This is a genomic window from uncultured Granulicatella sp., assembly GCF_963528195.1.
GTDB lineage: Bacteria > Bacillota > Bacilli > Lactobacillales > Aerococcaceae > Granulicatella.
The window spans coordinates 1-17,991 of the sequence record NZ_CAURVN010000026.1; the positions used below are offsets into that span (position 1 = coordinate 1).

A 17,991-nucleotide genomic window follows, 5' to 3' on the forward strand; every position below is an offset into this window, starting at 1 on the left:
AAAATGATGTATCGTCAAGAAAAAGCTACCAAAGGAAGAATTACCGTTGGAAAATATGATTTAACGAAAATGAGAGAACGTGAAATTCCTCATTTAAGACGTTATGTAGGAGTAGTTTTCCAAGATTTTAAATTATTACCACGTTTAACCGTATATGAAAATGTTGCATATGCGATGGAAGTAATTGAAAAAGCACCAAAAGAGATTCAACGTCGAGTTGAAGAAGTATTAGCATTAGTAAACTTGAAACACCGTATGACTATGTTCCCGGATCAGTTATCAGGGGGAGAACAACAACGTGTTGCAATTGCAAGAGCGATTGTAAATACTCCAGCTGTATTAATTGCTGATGAGCCAACAGGTAACTTAGATCCAGAAACTTCTATGGAAATTATGGACATTTTAGAAAGAATTAATCAACAAGGGACAACCATTGTAATGGCAACTCATAATAGCCAGATTGTAAACGAAAAGAAACATCGAGTTTTGGCAATTGAAATGGGACGCATTGTCCGTGACCAAGAGGAAGGGGAGTACGGATATGAAGATTAGAACTATGTTGCGTCATATTCGTGATGCGGTTAAAAGCTTATTCAGAAATGGTTGGTCAACTTTTGGAGCGATTTCTGCAGTATCAATGGTATTATTATTAGTAGGAGTTTTTGTTTCGTTATTATTTAATATGAATAAAATTGCGACAGATATTGAGCAAGACGTGAATGTACGAGTTTATATTGACTTAGCAGCAGATGAAACAAAAACTGAAGAATTAAGAGCTGCAATTGAAGCTTTAGAAGCAGTTTCTACAGTAAAATTCCGTTCAAAAGATGAGGAGTTAGAGGATATTACAAAGAGTGTTGCTCAAGAATTTGAGTTGTTTAAAAATGATAGTAATCCTTTAAGAAATGCATTTGATGTAAGTACAAAAAATCCAAAGCAAACAAAAGAAGTTGCCACTACGATTGAAAAAATGGAATACGTAGCTCGTGTAAATTATGGTGGAGCTCGTGCGGATACTTTATTTAAAGTTATTGCAACAGCTCGAAATGTAGGAATAGGAGTTATTGCTGTATTAATTATTATTGCTCTGTTCTTAATTTCTAATACAATTCGTGCAACAATTCATGCCCGTAGAACTGAAATTGAAATTATGCAATTAGTTGGAGCTACCAAAGCTTATATTCGTTGGCCTTTCTTCTTAGAGGGAGGTTTCATTGGATTACTTGGATCGATAGTGCCGATTACTCTATTATGGGCGTTATATTTATGGATTTATAAAGGTGGAAGTGATTTCTTCGCAGGATCGAATTTTAGTTTACTAGCACCAAATCCGTTCTTATATCGTTTATCTTGGGCGATGGCAGGAGTTGGAGTATTAATTGGATCATTTGGGTCAATTTTCTCAATGCGTCGTTTCTTGAAAAAATAAGTGGGATAAATGCAAGGAAAATCATTTGCAAGTATTCTTAAACAATGGTAGACTATATTCCATAGAATAAAAGCATTGCACAAGAGGAGTAATACGAATTTTAGTTGATAGAGAGAGAAGGGTTGGTGAAACTTCTTAACAAATTTGTATGAAGGTAGCTTGTAAGTTGGCTAGGGGAATGATAGTAACTTAGCTCGGAGTAGACTTCGTTAACAACGTTAAAGGCATCAGTTATGATGCGAATATTAGGTGGTACCACGAAAATAATCGTCCTATGAAGTAAATCTTCATAGGATTTTTTTATTGTATCAAAATTATTTCATCAAGGAGGAAAAAGAATGGCAAAAGAAATGTCACCAAAGTTTCAACCACAAGAAGTTGAAGCAGGAAAATATCAATGGTGGGTTGAATCAGGAGTCTTCCATCCAAATGAAGATCCAAATGCAGAACCTTATTCAATCGTTATTCCACCACCAAATGTAACTGGTAAATTACACTTAGGACATGCGTGGGACGTTACATTACAAGATATGATTATTCGTCAAAAACGTATGCAAGGGTATGATACATTATGGTTACCAGGTATGGACCATGCTGGAATTGCGACTCAAGCAAAAGTAGAAGAAAAATTACGTGGAGAAGGCTTATCTCGTTATGACCTTGGACGTGAAAAATTCTTAGAACAAACATGGGAATGGAAAGAAGAATATGCCAGCCATATCCGTGAACAATGGGCAAAAATGGGGATTTCAGTTGACTATCGCCGTGAACGTTTCACATTAGACCAAGGGCTATCAGATGCTGTTAAAAAAGTATTCGTAACTTTATATGAAAAAGGCTTAATTTACCGTGGAGAATACATTATTAACTGGGATCCAAAAGCAAAAACATCATTATCAGATATCGAAGTTATTCATAAAGATGTAGAAGGTGCTTTCTACCATATGAATTATCCATTAGCAGACGGAAGTGGAGTATTAGAAGTTGCAACGACTCGTCCTGAAACGCTACTTGGAGATACTGCTGTTGCAGTTCACCCTGAAGATGAACGTTATCAAGCATTGATTGGAAAAACAGTAATCTTACCATTAGTTGGAAAAGAAATTCCAATTATTGCTGATGAGTATGTTGAACAAGATTTTGGAACAGGGGTTGTAAAAATTACACCTGCCCATGACCCAAATGACTTTGAGGTCGGTAATCGTCATAATTTACCACGTGTAAATGTCATGAATGATGATGCAACAATGAATGAATTAGCTGGAAAATACGAAGGTATGGATCGTTTTGCAGCTCGTAAAGCTATTGTTAAAGATTTAGAAGAAGCAGGTCTTCTTGTAAAAATCGAAAAACATGTTCACAGTGTGGGACATTCTGAACGTACAGATGTTGTTGTAGAACCTCGTTTATCAAAACAATGGTTTGTTAAAATGGGACCTTTAGCAGAACAAGCGATTCAAGCACAGCGTGCAGAAGAAGACAATACGGTTAATTTCTACCCACCACGTTTTAATGATGCTTACTTACGTTGGATGGAAAATATTCACGACTGGGTAATTTCTCGTCAATTATGGTGGGGACATCAAATTCCAGCATGGTATCATAATGAAACAGGTGAAGTATATGTTGGAATGGAAGCTCCAACAGATGCAGAAAACTGGACACAAGATGTGGATGTATTAGATACATGGTTCTCATCTGCATTATGGCCATTTTCAACAATGGGTTGGCCAGATGTTGAAGCTAGCGACTATAAACGTTACTATCCAACAAGTACACTTGTAACAGGTTATGATATTTTAACATTCTGGGTAAGTCGTATGATGTTCCAAGGATTAGAATTTACGGGCAAACGTCCATTTAAAAATGTATTAATTCACGGATTAATTCGTGATAGCCAAGGACGTAAAATGAGTAAATCTCTTGGTAATGGTGTAGATCCAATGGAAGTCATCGAACAATACGGAGCAGATGCATTACGTTGGTTCTTAGCAAATGGTTCAGCACCTGGACAAGACGTTCGTTATTCAACTGATAAAATGGATGCTGCATGGAACTTTATCAACAAAATTTGGAATGCTAGCCGTTATGCATTAATGAATATTGGCGATTTAACAGTGGATCAATTAGATATTACTGGTGAAAAAACATTAGCAGACAAATGGATTTTAACTCGCTTAAATCAAGTCATTGCTAAAGTAACAGAATTATTCGAGAAATTTGAATTTGGTGAAGCGGGTCGTCTATTATATCGTTTCATTTGGGATGATTTCTGCGACTGGTATATTGAAATGTCTAAAGAAACATTAGCAGGAAATGATGAAGCTGCTAAATTAACAACTCGTAGCATTTTAGTGTATGTATTAGATCAAACATTACGTTTATTACATCCAATTATGCCATTCGTAACAGAAGAAATTTGGCAATCAGTTCCTCATATTGGAGATTCATTAGTAGTTGCTCAATATCCAGTTGTACAAGAAAGTCAAATGGATGAAGCAGCAGCAGAAAAAATGGAATTCTTAATGGACTTTATTCGTTCCGTTCGTACAAGTAGAAATGAAATGAATACACCATTATCTAAACCAATTGCAATTGTTGCTAAAACTTCAAGCGCAGATATTCAAGCTATTTTATCAGAAAATGAAAGCTATATTGCTCGTTTCTGTAATCCTGAATCATTTGAATATGGTTTAGAAGTAGAAGCACCAAGCCACGCTGTAACAAGTGTGATTAGTGGAGCTGAAATTTACTTACCATTAGCAGGATTGATTAATATTGATGACGAAATTGCTCGTTTAGAAAAAGAAGCGGCTAAACTACAAGATGAAGTGAATCGTGTAGAGAAAAAATTATCAAATGAAAAATTCGTTGCGAAAGCACCAGAAGCTGTTGTAGAAGCAGAACGTGCAAAAGGTAAAGAATACGCTGATCAACGTCAAGCAGTTCTAGAACGTATTGCAACCTTAAAAACATTAGCATAAAAGAATACTGAGATAAATCAGGTGTTCGACAAATCCTGTTGGTGAGAAATCACTAGCAGGATTTTTTATTTGTTAAAGATTATTATGTCTTGCAAGTTGAAGAGGGAATTTGTATGATGAAAAATGAAAGAAGGGGAGTTCATGCAAACAGTTAGAGAGTGGATCTTAGATCGAATGAAATATAAACGAAAATACGGATTAGACAGAATGAGAGTATTAATGTCGCTTCTTGGAAATCCTCAGGAAGATTATCCGATTATTCATGTAACAGGAACAAATGGAAAAGGTTCAACAATTGCGATGTTATCGTCCTTATTTGTTCATCATGGGCAAAAGGTAGGAGCATTTGTTTCCCCTCATTTAATCGATTATACGGATCGGTTTTTAATCAATGGTAACGTAATGCCCGAAGAAGATTTTGAAATCGTTGGAAATCTCGTTCAACAAGCAGAAGTAAAATTGATAGATGAGTATGAACCATTAAGTTTCTTTGAAATCATGACGGCTATGGCGTTAGTCTATTTTTCTAGAAAAAAAGTAGAAGTTGCTTTATTAGAAGTAGGGATTGGTGGATTATTAGATACAACTAATATTGTCCATTCAACGATGAGCGTGATTACATCGATTGGGATGGATCATGAAGAAATGTTAGGAAATACGCTTGAAGAAATTGCGATTCAAAAAACGGGAATTTTTAAACAAAATCAAGAAGTCATATTGGGGAAATTACCAACAGAAGCTTTGAAAGTCGCTGAAGTAGTTGGAGAAGCTTATAATTGTGACATTCATCAGTTTGAACGACAGTTTAACATCGAACCATATGAAATGGGGCTAGTTTTTAACAATTCAGATCATAAAATAGAAATTCCTCGGTTGAATTTAAAAGGAAATTATCAATTAGAAAATGCTGCAGTAGCGTTAGAATGCTTTTTACGATTTGAAAAGAAATTCCAACTGCCAATTGAACTATCTGCCATTCAAGAAAGTTTCCAAACGGTTACTTGGCCAGGAAGAATGGAAGTAGTGCATCAAAGCCCTACAGTAATATTAGATGGAGCTCATAATATTCATGCATTAAAACGATTTGTTGAAATGGTGAAACAATATGGAGAAGACGGAGATCAACAGACGATTTTATTTTCTGCACTAAAGAGAAAACACTATATAGAAATGGTCGATTATTTACGAAAAGAGTTACCTGAAGCTCGTATAGTAGTAACAACATTTGAGTATGTAGGAGCCATTGAAAAAACGGACTCCCCTTCTAGTGAGATTGAATTTGTAGAGAATGCTCAACAATTTATCGAGAATTATATTAACAAAACGTCAGACCAAGAAATACTTTGGATTACAGGTTCTCTTTATTTTATTTCTTTTGTGAGAAAAATTTTTATAAAATAAATATTTTTAAGCCTTTTTTGCATATATATAAGTTGAAAGAACTATTGCAAAAGGGGAAAATAAAATGGAAATGGATCAACAATTATTAGAATTACCATTAGAATCTATGCCAAGGGAACGATTAGAAAAATTAGGAGCTAAAAGTTTAGAAACTTATGAATTATTAGCAATTTTGCTTCGGACAGGCTCCAGAGAATTAAATGTGTTGCAATTAGCGAAAGTTGTGTTGAATACGTTTGAAGATTTATTTACATTAAAAATGGCAACAGTAGAAGAATTAATGGCGATTCATGGAATTGGACGAACAAAAGCTATTGAATTAAAAGCTGCAATGGAATTGGGAATTCGATTAGGAACAGCGAAGCAAACAAAATTAGGACATATTACAAGCTCGCAAAAAGCGGGAGAATGTATTATGGAAGAATTAAAAGATTTATATCAAGAACATTTAATTACATTATTTTTAAATTCGAAAAATGAAGTGATTAAGAAAAAAATTATTTTTCGCGGCGGACTCAATCAAGCAGTCGTTCATCCAAGAGAAATTTTTAGAGAAGCGGTTCGTTTTTCTGCAGCAAGAATCATTATCGGGCATAATCATCCAAGTGGAAATGTTACTCCATCTCAAGCGGATATTGATTTTACAAGACGATTATCGGAATGTGGAGAAATGATGGGAATTGAATTGTTAGATCATTTTATTGTGGGGGATCATACATATTGCTCTTTAAAGGAAGAGGGGTATTTTTAAAGAGAATGTTGCCAAAAAGTTGAAATGAACAAAAATAAGCCGTAAAATACAGATAACAAGTATTATTCTTTGAGGGCAGAAAGGGTTCCTGCCGCACCTTATTGAGGTACCTGAGATGCTGGATACACCGACCAGCCAAGGAATAATCGTAAATCTGTTAAAGAGTCAAGTTCGCTTGGCTCTTTTTATATTTCTTGAAGCTACTTTGGAAAAATGTGAGTACCTTGTCAGTTTATAGTGCATTTGATATACTAGTGTATGAACTATGAAAGAAGTATCTAGATAAGATAGTTCTAGTTGGAGGATTGTTTATGAAAATTATAGTCGTTTATGGAGGCAAAAGTGCTGAACATGATATTTCAATTTTAACGGCTTTTTCAATTATTAAAGAAATCTATTTTGATTATTATGAAGTTCAACCAGTCTATATTAATCGAAAAGGAGAATGGCTTAAAGGTGAACCATTAACAGGTCCTGTAGCTTTTTCTGAAGCATTAAGATTAGAAGCAAGTCAAGAAGCTCACTTTGCAACAAGTGAAGGAGAAGTTTCGACAGGTGTACTTGTAACTCCTTATGATTTAAAAGAAGAGGAATGTGTGGTTTTCCCAGTATTACATGGACCTAATGGGGAAGATGGAACCATTCAAGGATTGTTTGAAATGATGGATGTTCCTTACGTTGGATGTGGCGTATTGGCAAGTGCTTGTGGAATGGATAAAATTACAAGCAAACAATTATTCCAACAAGCAGGATTACCACAATTACCATATGTACCATTTAATAAAACACAATGGAAACAAAATCCTGAAAGTATTTATAATAAAATTGAAGGTACATTAATTTACCCAGTATTTGTTAAACCAGCTAATATGGGATCAAGTGTAGGAATTTCAAAAGCAGAAAATCGTGAAGAACTAACAACTGCAATTGTTGAGGCATTGAAATATGATCGTAGAATTGTAGTAGAACAAGGAATTGAAGCAAGAGAAATTGAATGTGCGGTTCTAGGAAATGACGAAGCAAATACTTCTGTTGTAGGTGAAATTGTAAAAACAAGTGGATTTTATGACTACAATGAAAAATATATTAATAATACTGTCACATTAGAAATTCCAGCGCAAATTTCAGATGAAGTTTCTGCCAAAGTAAGAGAATATTCTGCAAAAGCATTCCGTGCCATTGATGGTAGTGGGTTAACAAGATGTGATTTCTTCTTAACGGAAACAAATGATATTTACATTAATGAAGTAAATACTTTACCAGGATTTACTCAATTTAGTATGTATCCACTTCTTTGGGAGAAAACAGGAATTTCTTACAAAGATTTAGTTGAAGAATTAATTCAATTAGCTTTAAAACGTTATAAAGATCGACAAAATGGATAAGAAAGGCGCCTCACAGAGGCGCTTTTTGTGAGAGAGGAAGTAAAAATATGGCAATCGGAACAGTTGCACAAATTGTAAAAGCTGTGAAAGCAATTGATTATCAAACAGATTATCGTTTTGATATGATTGAGTCAGTTTCATTTGATACAAGAAAATTATCTCAAAATAGTCTATTTATTCCTTTGAAAGGACAAACAGATGGACATGATTATATTCAACAAGCAATAGATCAGGGCGCAAAAGCTGTATTTTGGGGAAGACAAGACCAAACTCCACCAGAAGGAATTTGTGCGATTTGGGTAGATGATCCACTAGAAGCTTTCCAAGAGTTAGCCAAATGGTATTTAGAAAAAGTTCAACCAAATGTTATTGGAATTACAGGAAGTTCTGGGAAAACAACGACAAAAGATATGACAGCTGCAGTACTTGCTAGTCGTTATCGTGTCTATAAAACGCAAGGAAATTTTAATAATGATATTGGATTACCTCAAACGATTTTAGATATGCCAGAAGATACAGAACAATTAGTATTAGAAATGGGCATGAGTGATTTTGGTGAAATTGAATTTTTAAGCAAACTAGCAAAACCTTCTGTAGCAGCGATTACTCTAATTGGTGAATCCCATATGGAAAATTTAGGAAGTCGTGCAGGAATTGCAAAGGCTAAATTAGAAATCTTAAAAGGATTGCGTGAAAAAGGAAGTATCATTTTCCCAGCAAATGAACCTTTATTAGAACAACAACTAGAAGAAATGCAGGCAGAAGAACACTTTAAGGTGTTACCGTTCGGAGAAGGTAGTAGCAGTGTGATTCAGGCTGAAAATATTCAATTATTTGAAGACCATACTATTTTTGATTTAGTGAAACCTTCTAAACATTCTGTTCAACTTCCTGTATTAGGAGCTTACAATGTCAATAATGCGCTAGCTGCCCTTCAAGTAGGCTTAGAATGTGGTGTGCCATTAGAACAAGCCATTGAAGCAATTCAACAGTTTGAATTAACAAAAAATCGTACGCAATGGGTGGATGGCATTCGTGGTTCTAAAATTTTAAATGATGCTTATAATGCAAGTCCGATTGCGATGAAATCTGTAATTCAATCCTTTACATCTGTAGCAACTAAAGGACGTAAAATTGTCGTATTAGGAGATATTCGTGAATTAGGAGAACAATCAAAAGCATTACATGCTAGTATTTCTGAAGTGATGTTCCCAGAGGACATTCAAGAAGTGTATTTATACGGGAAAGAAATGAGTGCTTTATTTGAAGCATTAAAAACTCGTTTTGAAGCATCTCACTTACATTATGTTGAAAATGATAAACAGGCATTAATCCGACTGTTGGAAGAGGAATTGCGACAAAATGACCAAGTATTAGTGAAATCTAGTAATGGTACTGGATTGTTATCGGTCGTAGAGGCCTTAAAAGAAGGTTAATTTCTATTTGTTCAGTATTTCATTTGTGAAATTTAAGGCCTTTTCTTTGCAATCTAGCTTTGAACATGCTATAGTACTTGAAGAGTTGAGAAGTTTACACAAATGTAATGATATATATGATGAAGATTGAACAAGTAATATTGTATAATCTCATAATGTTCAGAAGTCTGGAGCTCAAGATGTTCCAGACTTTTATTGTGAAGGTAAAATACCTCGTGTGCTTCTCTTCAGTAGTACAAGGAGGAAAATATGAAATTTAATGAATTAGGTTTAGATTCAGCCTTATTAGAATCAATTGAAAAAATGGGATTTGAGGAAGCTACACCTATCCAATCACAAACAATTCCATTAGCCTTAGCAGGCAAAGACGTCATTGGTCAAGCGCAAACAGGTACAGGGAAAACAGCTTCTTTTGGATTACCAATGCTTCAAAAAATTAATCTTCGTAATCGTAAAGTACAAGGATTAGTCATTGCTCCAACACGTGAGTTAGCGATTCAAACTCAAGAAGAATTATATCGCTTAGGAAAAGATAAAAAAATTCATGTACAAGCAGTTTATGGTGGTGCAGATATTGGTCGTCAAATTCGCCAATTAAAAGATCAACCACATATCGTAGTAGGAACACCTGGACGTTTATTAGACCATATTTCTAGAAAAACACTTCGTTTAGATAATATTGAAACATTAGTATTAGATGAAGCGGATGAAATGTTAAACATGGGATTTTTAGAAGATATCGAATCGATTATTAAATTAGTTCCAGAAAACCGTCAAACGTTATTATTCTCTGCCACAATGCCAGATGATATTAAACGAATTGGAGTTCAGTTTATGAAAGAACCTGAACATGTTCGTATTAAATCAAGTGAAATGACAGCGACATTAATTGATCAATATTTTGTAAAATGTAAAGATTTCGAAAAATTTGATATTATGACTCGTTTATTAGATGTTCAAACGCCAGAATTAACGATTGTATTCGGTCGTACAAAACGTCGTGTGGATGAATTAGCACGTGGACTTGAAATGCGTGGTTTTCGTGCAGAAGGAATTCATGGAGATTTAAGTCAACAAAAACGTATGAGCGTTTTACGTGATTTTAAAAATAATCATTTAGATATTTTAGTAGCAACAGACGTAGCAGCACGTGGATTAGATATTTCAGGTGTAACTCATGTTTATAACTACGATATTCCACAAGATCCAGAAAGTTATGTTCACCGTATTGGACGTACAGGACGTGCGGGACAAGAAGGGATGTCAGTTACTTTTGTAACACCAAATGAAATGGATTATTTACGAGTTATTGAAGATTTAACTCGTAAGAGAATGACTGCATTACGTCCACCAACTCAAATGGAAGCCATAGAAGGACAAATGAAATCTGCCATTGAGCAAATTGATGAAAAGATGAAGTCAGTAGACACACGTCGTTTCAAAAAAGCTATTTCTTATTTATTAGATGAATATGAAGCAGAGGAATTAGCAGCATTATTAGTAAGTGGAATGATTAAAGACCCAACAGAAATACCTGTTAAAATCACTCCAGAACGTCCATTACCAAGCCGTAAACGTAGCAATAACCGTGGAAACTACAATCGCAGTGAGCGTAAAGATAACCGAGGTCGTAATGGTAAAGGAAGCTTCAAGCGTAAAGAAGATCGCCGTGGTCGTGGGTTAGATGAAGAATATACTCGCGGATATAAGAGTAAAGACTCTCGTCGTAGAAATCATAAAAAGAAATCCGACAAAGGATTTACAATCCGTCAAAAATAATCAGTGAGAAGACGACTTCGGTCGTCTTTTTTGTGTTTCTTAGAAGGTCAATGAATATAAAACAAAATATTCATTGACTTTTAAATTTGTAGCGTTATAATATCAATGAATAAAAAATAAAAAATTCATAGATTGATTTGAGAAGTTTGGAGGTTAAAAATGGCAAAGGCATTTACAGAAGAAGAAAAGATAAAAATCAAAGAAAGTATTATGGAAACTGCTCTTGATTTATTTCATGATAAAGGTACAAAATCACTTAGTATTTCAGAATTGACAAAAAGAGTAGGGATAGCACAAGGAAGTTTCTATAATTTTTGGAAAGACAAAGAATCTCTTATCATCGATTTAATGGCATATAGATCAATACAAAAATTGGAAAGCATTGAAAGAGAATTTTCAAATTCACTCACGAATCCTAAAAAATTCCTTTCAGAGGTAATTTATAAGTATTCGATAGATATGACTGAGAAAATTAAAACTCAGCCAATTTATCAAGAGGCATTCAGAATATTTGTAAGTCAAGATTCAAAGAAAGTGAATAGAGTAGAAAATCTATATGGTGATTTTTTGGATAGGTTAATAGATTATTGGTACAAAAATAATGTAGTAAAAAGTGTAGATAAGCAAGGCTTATCAAATGCCTTTGTTGGTAGCTTCGTTTTATGTTCAAATTATTTCCATTTTAATAAAGATACCTTTGAAGAAGTGCTTAATATTTATATACAAAGCATTGTTTTTAAATATATAGAAATTTAATTGTATAAATGAAGGTGATAGCAATGATTCTGGATTTTAATGAGATAAAAAAGGAAGATGTATTAGTTGCTGGAGGTAAGGGTGCTAATCTTGGAGAAATGACTTCTGCTAAAATAAATGTCCCAAGTGGATTTGTTATAACAGCAGACGCATATAGAGATTTTTTAAAAGTAAATGGGATTGATATTCTCATTGAAAATGGAATTAAAAAATCAGTAGATGATGAAAGAAAACTTCTAAATGAAGCTGAGTATTTTAGAGGAAAGATAAAGTCTGGAAAATTTCCTGAAAGGTTAGAGAATGCAATAAGAGAAAAATATTTTAATCTTGGAAATAATACAAGAGTTGCAGTGCGTTCTTCAGCAACGGCAGAAGATTTGCCAGATGCCAGTTTTGCAGGGCAACAAGAAACTTATTTAAATGTTCAAGGTTTTGAAAGTGTATTGAATGCAGTGCGTAATTGTTATGCTTCGCTTTGGGGAAATAGAGCTGTAAGTTATAGATTTTATCAAGGTTATGATCAAACTTCAGTTTCTATTGCAGTTGTTATTCAAGAAATGATAGAGAGTGAAAAATCTGGAGTTTTATTTACCGTAAATCCAGTAAACAAAAAAGAAAATGAAATGCAAATAAATGCAAGCTTTGGATTAGGAGAAAGCGTTGTAAGCGGAAGAGTTACAGCTGATAGCTACATTGTTGACAAATCAGGGAAAATAGCCCAAGTAAATATTGGAAGCAAGGAAACACAGATTATATATGGGGATAAGGAAACTGTTGAAGTAGCAGTAAGCTCTGATAAAAGAAAAACTCGTGCATTAAATGATAGAGAAATACTTGAACTTATGAAGTGTGGTTTAGAGATTGAAAAACACTATCGCATACCTATGGATATTGAATGGGCAATCAAAAATGATATTGTATATATTTTACAGGCGAGAGCGATTACCACAATAAAAAATTCTGAAAATGATATAACTGGCAATGATTTAATAGAGAAGTATACAAAGGGTAAAAAAATCAAAAAGGATACACGAGAAGTAATGTCATTCTTTTTAGAAAAAATGCCTTCTGCGCATAGAGTCCTTGATTTCGATTATTTGATGGCAATCAATGATCAGAAAGTAAACATTTTATCAGAAGGTGGGATTATTTTACCAAGAAATCCAATTATAGATGATGATGGTATACAAACTTTTTCTGATAAAGGAAAGCGAATTGGAAAGAATATTTTCAATTTTTTTAATATCTTAAAGAACATGAAAGATTTTGAGTTCTGTTATAAGAAGTGCAAAGATTTTATGAATATATATGAAACTGAAATAGAAGAAATTAAGCACTTAAATTTTGAAAATATGACATTAACGGAGTGTGGAAATTTTTTAGAAGAAAGTTATGCTTTTTTGCAAAAGCTTGCTTATGATAGATTTAAGTATGCCTTATTTCCATCAGTATTAAATAGCAAGAAATTTACCAAAATTATAAAAAAAGTAAATAGCAATTATTCATCGTTTGATTTTTATTGGGACTTAGATAATAAAACATCGGTGATTACAAATGATGTCTATTCAATGGCTTGTGAGATAAGAAAAAATGAAGTTTTAAAAAGAGCGATAATTTCCGGAGATAATTTTAAGGAATTATATATAAAGTATAATGATTTTAAGAATATAACAGATGAGTTTATGAAAGATAATGGCTTTAAATCTGATTATAACTGTTATTGTTTATCTGCAAAAACATTTCTCGAAGATCCTGATAGGCTGATAAATATATTACGACCTATATTAAATGAAAATAGTAATGAAAGTAAAGATATAAAGGATTTTTCTAAGCTTATGGAGAGTATAGAGGGAATCTATGGTAAAAAGTATCAGGATATAGAAAAACAGATAAAATATTTTAGATATTTTCATGTGGTTCGTGAAGAAAGTCAATATTTGTGGGAAACACTATTTTATTATGTCAGAAAGTGTGTTAAAAGAATTAACTTTATACTCTTGGGTGATGAAAACATAGAAATAGGAGTGGCTAATCTTTTTCATAAAGAATTACTTAAAGCTATTAACAGAGGTAATTTAAATGAATCAGATAAGGAAAAAATAAATAGAAGAAACGAAAAATTTCCTTTAGCAGTGAAAGTATGGGAAGCTTCAAAGTTATTGATTTTTAAAACGGATGGTGATGTCTTAAAAGGAGTAAGCGGAAGCACTGGTATTGCAGTTGGAAAGGTGTGCCTGATAAATAGTCCCAAAGAATTTTATAAAATGAAAAAAGGAGATATATTAGTTTGTCATCTTACAGATCCTGAATGGACTCCATTATTTAAGCTGGCAAGTGCTGTTGTGGCAGATACAGGTTCTGCTTTAAGTCATGCTGCGATTGTTGCAAGAGAATATAATATACCGGCAGTTCTTGGAGTTGGTTTTGCAACTACCAAATTCAAAGATGGAGATACCATACAAGTAGATGGTAATACCGGCGAGGTCAAAGGTTGCTGAAATGAAATCAAAAAATCAAATAGATCAAAAAGAATTGAGAAGGCAAAAGATTTTAAGTGAACCACTTTTACCTTTGATAGTAAAAATGTCTGTTCCAACAATTGTTGGTATGCTAATTATGGTTATTTATAATTTGACAGACACATTTTTTGTCGGACTTTTAAATGATAAATCGATGACAGCTGCTATTGGTGTTGTTTTTAGCTTCGTGAGTATTATTCAGGCTATTGGTTTCTGGTTTGGATATGGCAGTGGGAATATTATGTCTAAAAAAATTGGAGAACAAGATGAGGAAGAGGCAATAATTATTTCTTCAATCGGAATAGTATTTTCTATTATAAGTGGATTTTTAATAGCTATAATATCATGGATTTTTATATCTGACTTGACAAAGTTCATTGGTGGGAATGCTTCTGTTAACTTATTTAAATTTACTAATCAGTATTTAAAGGTAATTATAATAAGCGTTCCATTTAGTCTGTATTCAATTACTATTTATAATCAATTACGACTTTGTGGAAATGTAAAAGATGGAATGATAGGTTTGCTTTTAGGAATGTTTAGCAATATGATTCTTGATCCTGTATTTATGTTTATATTCAAGTTTGGGTTTGTTGGAGCTGGATATGCAACTTTGACAGGTCAAATAATTGCGTGTATTGCACTTACTATGTTGGCAAAAGGAAATGGTAATATTCCTGTTTCTTTAAAAAATGTCAAATGTAGTAAAGAACGCATATACCATATTCTTGTAGGAGGAATGCCTAACTTTTCAAGGCAAGCAATTACAAGTGTTTCTCTCATTTTATTGAATAGAGTTGCAGCAAATTTTGGGGACAGTATTATTGCAGCTTTAACCGTTAGTTCAAGAATAGTTACCATAGCTTATATGATTATGATTGGATGGGGACAAGGGTTTCAACCTATTTGTGCAATGAATTATGGTGCAAAAAAATATGGCAGAGTTAGATCAGCATTTAATTTGACAGTTGTTGTTGGAACTATATTTTTGATTATATCAGCAGTGGTACTATATATTTTTTCGGAACATTTTGTTATTGGAATGTCTAAAGATAGTGAAGTTATTTTTATAGGAGTGCAAATACTTAGAATGCAATGTATAACAATTCCGTTGTTAGCCTATTATGCGATAAGTAGTATGTTGATGCAAAACATAGGTAAATATTTTTGCTCGTTAATAATTTCGATTTCAAGGCAAGGTATTTTCTACATCCCTCTTTTATATTTACTTACTAATTTATATGGGAAGTTTGGGATATATTTATTGCAACCTATTTCTGATGTGTTGTCATTTGCTTTGGCTGTTTTTATCGTTTGTAAAATGAAATTTACTTGTTATAAGCTTCAAAAAGATAATATTTAAAGTTTACAGGATATTTATTTAGGAGGAGAAAAAATATGTAACTAAGCAATGGAGGGATAAATAATGGAAACATTAAATTCGGTTATTTATATAAGATACAGTTATCCTTTTTTATGCTTGGAATTGCTTAAACATAGCAATAATACTTTACTAGAAACAACAAAATAGAAAATTTTATAAAACATTAGTTTTTAAGCCGAGAGGACTTTTTACGCCAAAGTGTAGAAGTCCTCCTTTTTTAGTTGTTGAAGTAAATAGTTTAGACATTAGTAGAATTCTATTTCTAAAATGAGTAAAACTGCTGTAGCCATAACCGTTTCTTTTAAGTACTTTAATCTTGTTGTTAATTCCTTCAATAGGTCCATTTGAAAGAGTTGGATACTCACAAGTATTTTGTAAATACGGTAAAAACTTCTTAAATGTTTGGAGAACACGATTTAATCCATCAGACAGATGTTTCGTTTGTACACTCATCAATTCTTCTTTAAATTCAATGAAATTTCGCTCCTTAAAAGCTTCTCTTAATTGATGTACTGTTTCATATTCTGGTTTAAGTGAAGGTACTTCTTGTAATAAATAATCTACAATTCCTTGAGAATGCGTTAACCAATCGAATAATCTGTAATAGCTGTAGTGATAGGATTGAAGGTCATCTCGATTTTTTAAGAGTAGTTTCCAGTAACGTTTTAATTTATTATAAAGACGTCTGTCTTTATAACGTACATTTTTTGTGTCTTTAAATTTTATCGAGATAAAATCACTAAAGCTTTTTTGTGGAATGCATGATATAATATTGAAAACGTTATCTTGTATAGATAATGTTTCTTTATTTAAAAAGTTTTTTTTGAAACAGTATAGTGATAACTTAAAAAGGTAAGGTTTAAAAATAATGTTATGGATAAAGGAGAAGCAAATGAAAAAACATAGTAAATTAGTGAGATTTAGTTTTTGTACAGCTTTTGTGCTGAGTTTGGCTGCTTGTAGCCCAAATTCGAAACATAATGGAAGTACAAAAGAAGAAATAGAAACAACTCAACTTCAAAAAGAGCTTATCTCGTGGAATGCATCTTATTCGAATTTAAATAATCAAGTAAGTGCAGAAGAAGTAGAGTCATTATTATATGCTTATTTAGATAAAAATAGTGTAGATGAATTCTTTAACTCCGTAGATGATTATAATCATACGGTTGGAGAAACAGAATTAACAGGAGATTTTAAAACATTTACAACTACAGAATATGATGTTGAAAAAATTAGTTCGCTTTGGGGTAAGAAAAAGGGAGACTTTGTAGGAACAAATTGTAGAATTACAACTTATACTTTATTGAAAAATACCGTTAAAATTCCTTCAATTGAGAAAAATGATGAATTATTATTTTTAGATAATGAGGCGATTGATAAAGGTAATTTAATGAATGATAAGGATAAGCAAGAGTTTGATATTTTATTCTCACGTGTGAAAACAGAAGCTACAACAGATGTGAAAGTTCACGCAGAAAAAATGGAAAAATTCTTTAAGCAATTTGAATTTAATGAACATGCAAGAATGCTTTCTGTTATTTTACATGATAACTTAGATGGAGAATATTTATTTGTAGGACATGTAGGAGTTTTAGTACCAGCAGAAGATGGATTTTTATTTGTTGAAAAATTAACATTTGAAGAACCGTATCAAGCAATTAAATTTGCGAGTAAAGAAGATAGTTATAAATATTTAGCAACAAAATATGAACATTATACAGGAGATGGCTTGGCAAAACCATTTATTATGGATAATGATCAATGGGTACAAGAGTAAAGACGACTTCGGTCGTCTTTTTAGATACAATAAATCATAGTAGATATCCTATTTTAAAAAATTAAAAAAGTTACGATAAAAAATATTTTTCGTCCTTTTTTTCGTATCTAGAAGATGAAGATAGAATACTTCATTACTATTCTACTTCAAAATAAAATTAAGGGATGATAAAAATGAAAGAACGTATCAAAAATGCAAGGCCAATGATGGATTTAATGGCAAAGAAAGTTTTCAGTAATCCTGAAATAACAGCACAGTTTATTCGTGATATCCTAGACTTACCTGTCCACCATGTAAAAATACTCGATGGAACACAAATACACAATCATCAATTCGAAGATATAAAGACTTATGTAACTAGTATCGATGTATTAGCTGAATTGAATGATG

Annotated in this window: 12 protein-coding genes, 2 pseudogenes and 1 other annotated feature; of the genes and pseudogenes, 13 read left to right on the forward strand and 1 reads right to left on the reverse strand. The window is 32.8% G+C overall.

Annotation, left to right across the window (positions count from 1 at the left end; all coding sequences use genetic code 11):
* From RWR88_RS06580 to RWR88_RS06630, 11 genes are all read left to right on the forward strand, one after another.
* The coding region (locus tag RWR88_RS06580) for an ATP-binding cassette domain-containing protein (protein ID WP_314451300.1) at nucleotides 1-552 on the forward strand (552 nt) is incomplete at its 5' end.
* Nucleotides 542-1,429, forward strand: a complete 888-nt coding sequence (gene ftsX / locus RWR88_RS06585; RefSeq protein ID WP_314451302.1) for a permease-like cell division protein FtsX — start codon at nucleotides 542-544, stop codon at nucleotides 1,427-1,429. The genes RWR88_RS06580 and ftsX, both read left to right, overlap by 11 nt.
* Before the next feature lie 66 nt (nucleotides 1,430-1,495).
* Nucleotides 1,496-1,707 (forward strand) — a binding site (T-box leader).
* A gap of 60 nt (nucleotides 1,708-1,767) precedes the next feature.
* On the forward strand, nucleotides 1,768-4,413 hold the full coding sequence (locus tag RWR88_RS06590) for a valine--tRNA ligase (protein ID WP_314451304.1): 2,646 nt from the start codon (nucleotides 1,768-1,770) through the stop codon (nucleotides 4,411-4,413).
* 141 nt (nucleotides 4,414-4,554) lie between these two features.
* Nucleotides 4,555-5,814 (forward strand): folylpolyglutamate synthase/dihydrofolate synthase family protein, encoded by a 1,260-nt coding sequence (locus tag RWR88_RS06595; protein ID WP_314451306.1) that lies wholly within the window; start codon nucleotides 4,555-4,557, stop codon nucleotides 5,812-5,814.
* A 64-nt stretch (nucleotides 5,815-5,878) separates the two neighbouring features.
* Nucleotides 5,879-6,565: a DNA repair protein RadC gene (gene radC / locus RWR88_RS06600; RefSeq protein WP_314451308.1), complete on the forward strand. Its 687-nt coding sequence runs from the start codon at nucleotides 5,879-5,881 to the stop codon at nucleotides 6,563-6,565.
* Nucleotides 6,566-6,876: 311 nt separating this feature from the next.
* The gene (locus RWR88_RS06605; protein WP_314451311.1) at nucleotides 6,877-7,950 is read left to right on the forward strand and encodes a D-alanine--D-alanine ligase; all 1,074 of its coding nucleotides are present in this window, start codon (nucleotides 6,877-6,879) and stop codon (nucleotides 7,948-7,950) included.
* Between the two features lie 47 nt (nucleotides 7,951-7,997).
* Nucleotides 7,998-9,386 carry a UDP-N-acetylmuramoyl-tripeptide--D-alanyl-D-alanine ligase gene (gene murF / locus RWR88_RS06610; protein ID WP_314451313.1) on the forward strand — a complete coding sequence of 463 codons (1,389 nt, stop codon included), beginning with the start codon at nucleotides 7,998-8,000 and terminating at the stop codon, nucleotides 9,384-9,386.
* Nucleotides 9,387-9,635: 249 nt separating this feature from the next.
* On the forward strand, nucleotides 9,636-11,165 hold the full coding sequence (locus RWR88_RS06615; protein WP_314451315.1) for a DEAD/DEAH box helicase: 1,530 nt from the start codon (nucleotides 9,636-9,638) through the stop codon (nucleotides 11,163-11,165).
* 159 nt (nucleotides 11,166-11,324) lie between these two features.
* Complete coding sequence (locus RWR88_RS06620) at nucleotides 11,325-11,921, forward strand: TetR/AcrR family transcriptional regulator (RefSeq protein WP_314451317.1); 597 nt, start codon at nucleotides 11,325-11,327, stop codon at nucleotides 11,919-11,921.
* 23 nt (nucleotides 11,922-11,944) lie between these two features.
* Complete coding sequence (locus RWR88_RS06625) at nucleotides 11,945-14,419, forward strand: PEP/pyruvate-binding domain-containing protein (protein WP_314451319.1); 2,475 nt, start codon at nucleotides 11,945-11,947, stop codon at nucleotides 14,417-14,419.
* 1 nt (nucleotide 14,420) lies between these two features.
* Nucleotides 14,421-15,803, forward strand: coding sequence for an MATE family efflux transporter (locus RWR88_RS06630; protein ID WP_314451321.1), 1,383 nt, complete (start codon nucleotides 14,421-14,423; stop codon nucleotides 15,801-15,803).
* A gap of 174 nt (nucleotides 15,804-15,977) precedes the next feature.
* On the opposite strand, the pseudogene RWR88_RS06635 reads toward RWR88_RS06630, so the two are convergent.
* Nucleotides 15,978-16,523: pseudogene (locus tag RWR88_RS06635) on the reverse strand (transposase); the annotation flags it as partial.
* Nucleotides 16,524-16,716: 193 nt separating this feature from the next.
* On the opposite strand from RWR88_RS06635, the gene RWR88_RS06640 reads away from it, so the two are divergent.
* Together RWR88_RS06640 and RWR88_RS06645 are read left to right on the forward strand one after the other, a co-directional pair.
* Nucleotides 16,717-17,601, forward strand: coding sequence for a DUF4300 family protein (locus RWR88_RS06640; protein WP_314451323.1), 885 nt, complete (start codon nucleotides 16,717-16,719; stop codon nucleotides 17,599-17,601).
* Nucleotides 17,602-17,774: 173 nt separating this feature from the next.
* Nucleotides 17,775-17,991, forward strand: a pseudogene (locus RWR88_RS06645) (hypothetical protein); the annotation flags it as partial.

What these genes read in the sequence shown, in the direction of transcription:
- RWR88_RS06630 (WP_314451321.1), top strand. Translation starts at nt 14,421, where the DNA reads ATGAAATCAAAAAATCAAATAGATCAAAAAGAATTGAGAAGGCAAAAG.
- RWR88_RS06605 (WP_314451311.1), top strand. Translation starts at nt 6,877, where the DNA reads ATGAAAATTATAGTCGTTTATGGAGGCAAAAGTGCTGAACATGATATT.
- RWR88_RS06640 (WP_314451323.1), top strand. Translation starts at nt 16,717, where the DNA reads ATGAAAAAACATAGTAAATTAGTGAGATTTAGTTTTTGTACAGCTTTT.
- radC (WP_314451308.1), top strand. Translation starts at nt 5,879, where the DNA reads ATGGAAATGGATCAACAATTATTAGAATTACCATTAGAATCTATGCCA.
- RWR88_RS06615 (WP_314451315.1), top strand. Translation starts at nt 9,636, where the DNA reads ATGAAATTTAATGAATTAGGTTTAGATTCAGCCTTATTAGAATCAATT.
- murF (WP_314451313.1), top strand. Translation starts at nt 7,998, where the DNA reads ATGGCAATCGGAACAGTTGCACAAATTGTAAAAGCTGTGAAAGCAATT.
- RWR88_RS06595 (WP_314451306.1), top strand. Translation starts at nt 4,555, where the DNA reads ATGCAAACAGTTAGAGAGTGGATCTTAGATCGAATGAAATATAAACGA.
- RWR88_RS06590 (WP_314451304.1), top strand. Translation starts at nt 1,768, where the DNA reads ATGGCAAAAGAAATGTCACCAAAGTTTCAACCACAAGAAGTTGAAGCA.
- RWR88_RS06625 (WP_314451319.1), top strand. Translation starts at nt 11,945, where the DNA reads ATGATTCTGGATTTTAATGAGATAAAAAAGGAAGATGTATTAGTTGCT.
- ftsX (WP_314451302.1), top strand. Translation starts at nt 542, where the DNA reads ATGAAGATTAGAACTATGTTGCGTCATATTCGTGATGCGGTTAAAAGC.
- RWR88_RS06620 (WP_314451317.1), top strand. Translation starts at nt 11,325, where the DNA reads ATGGCAAAGGCATTTACAGAAGAAGAAAAGATAAAAATCAAAGAAAGT.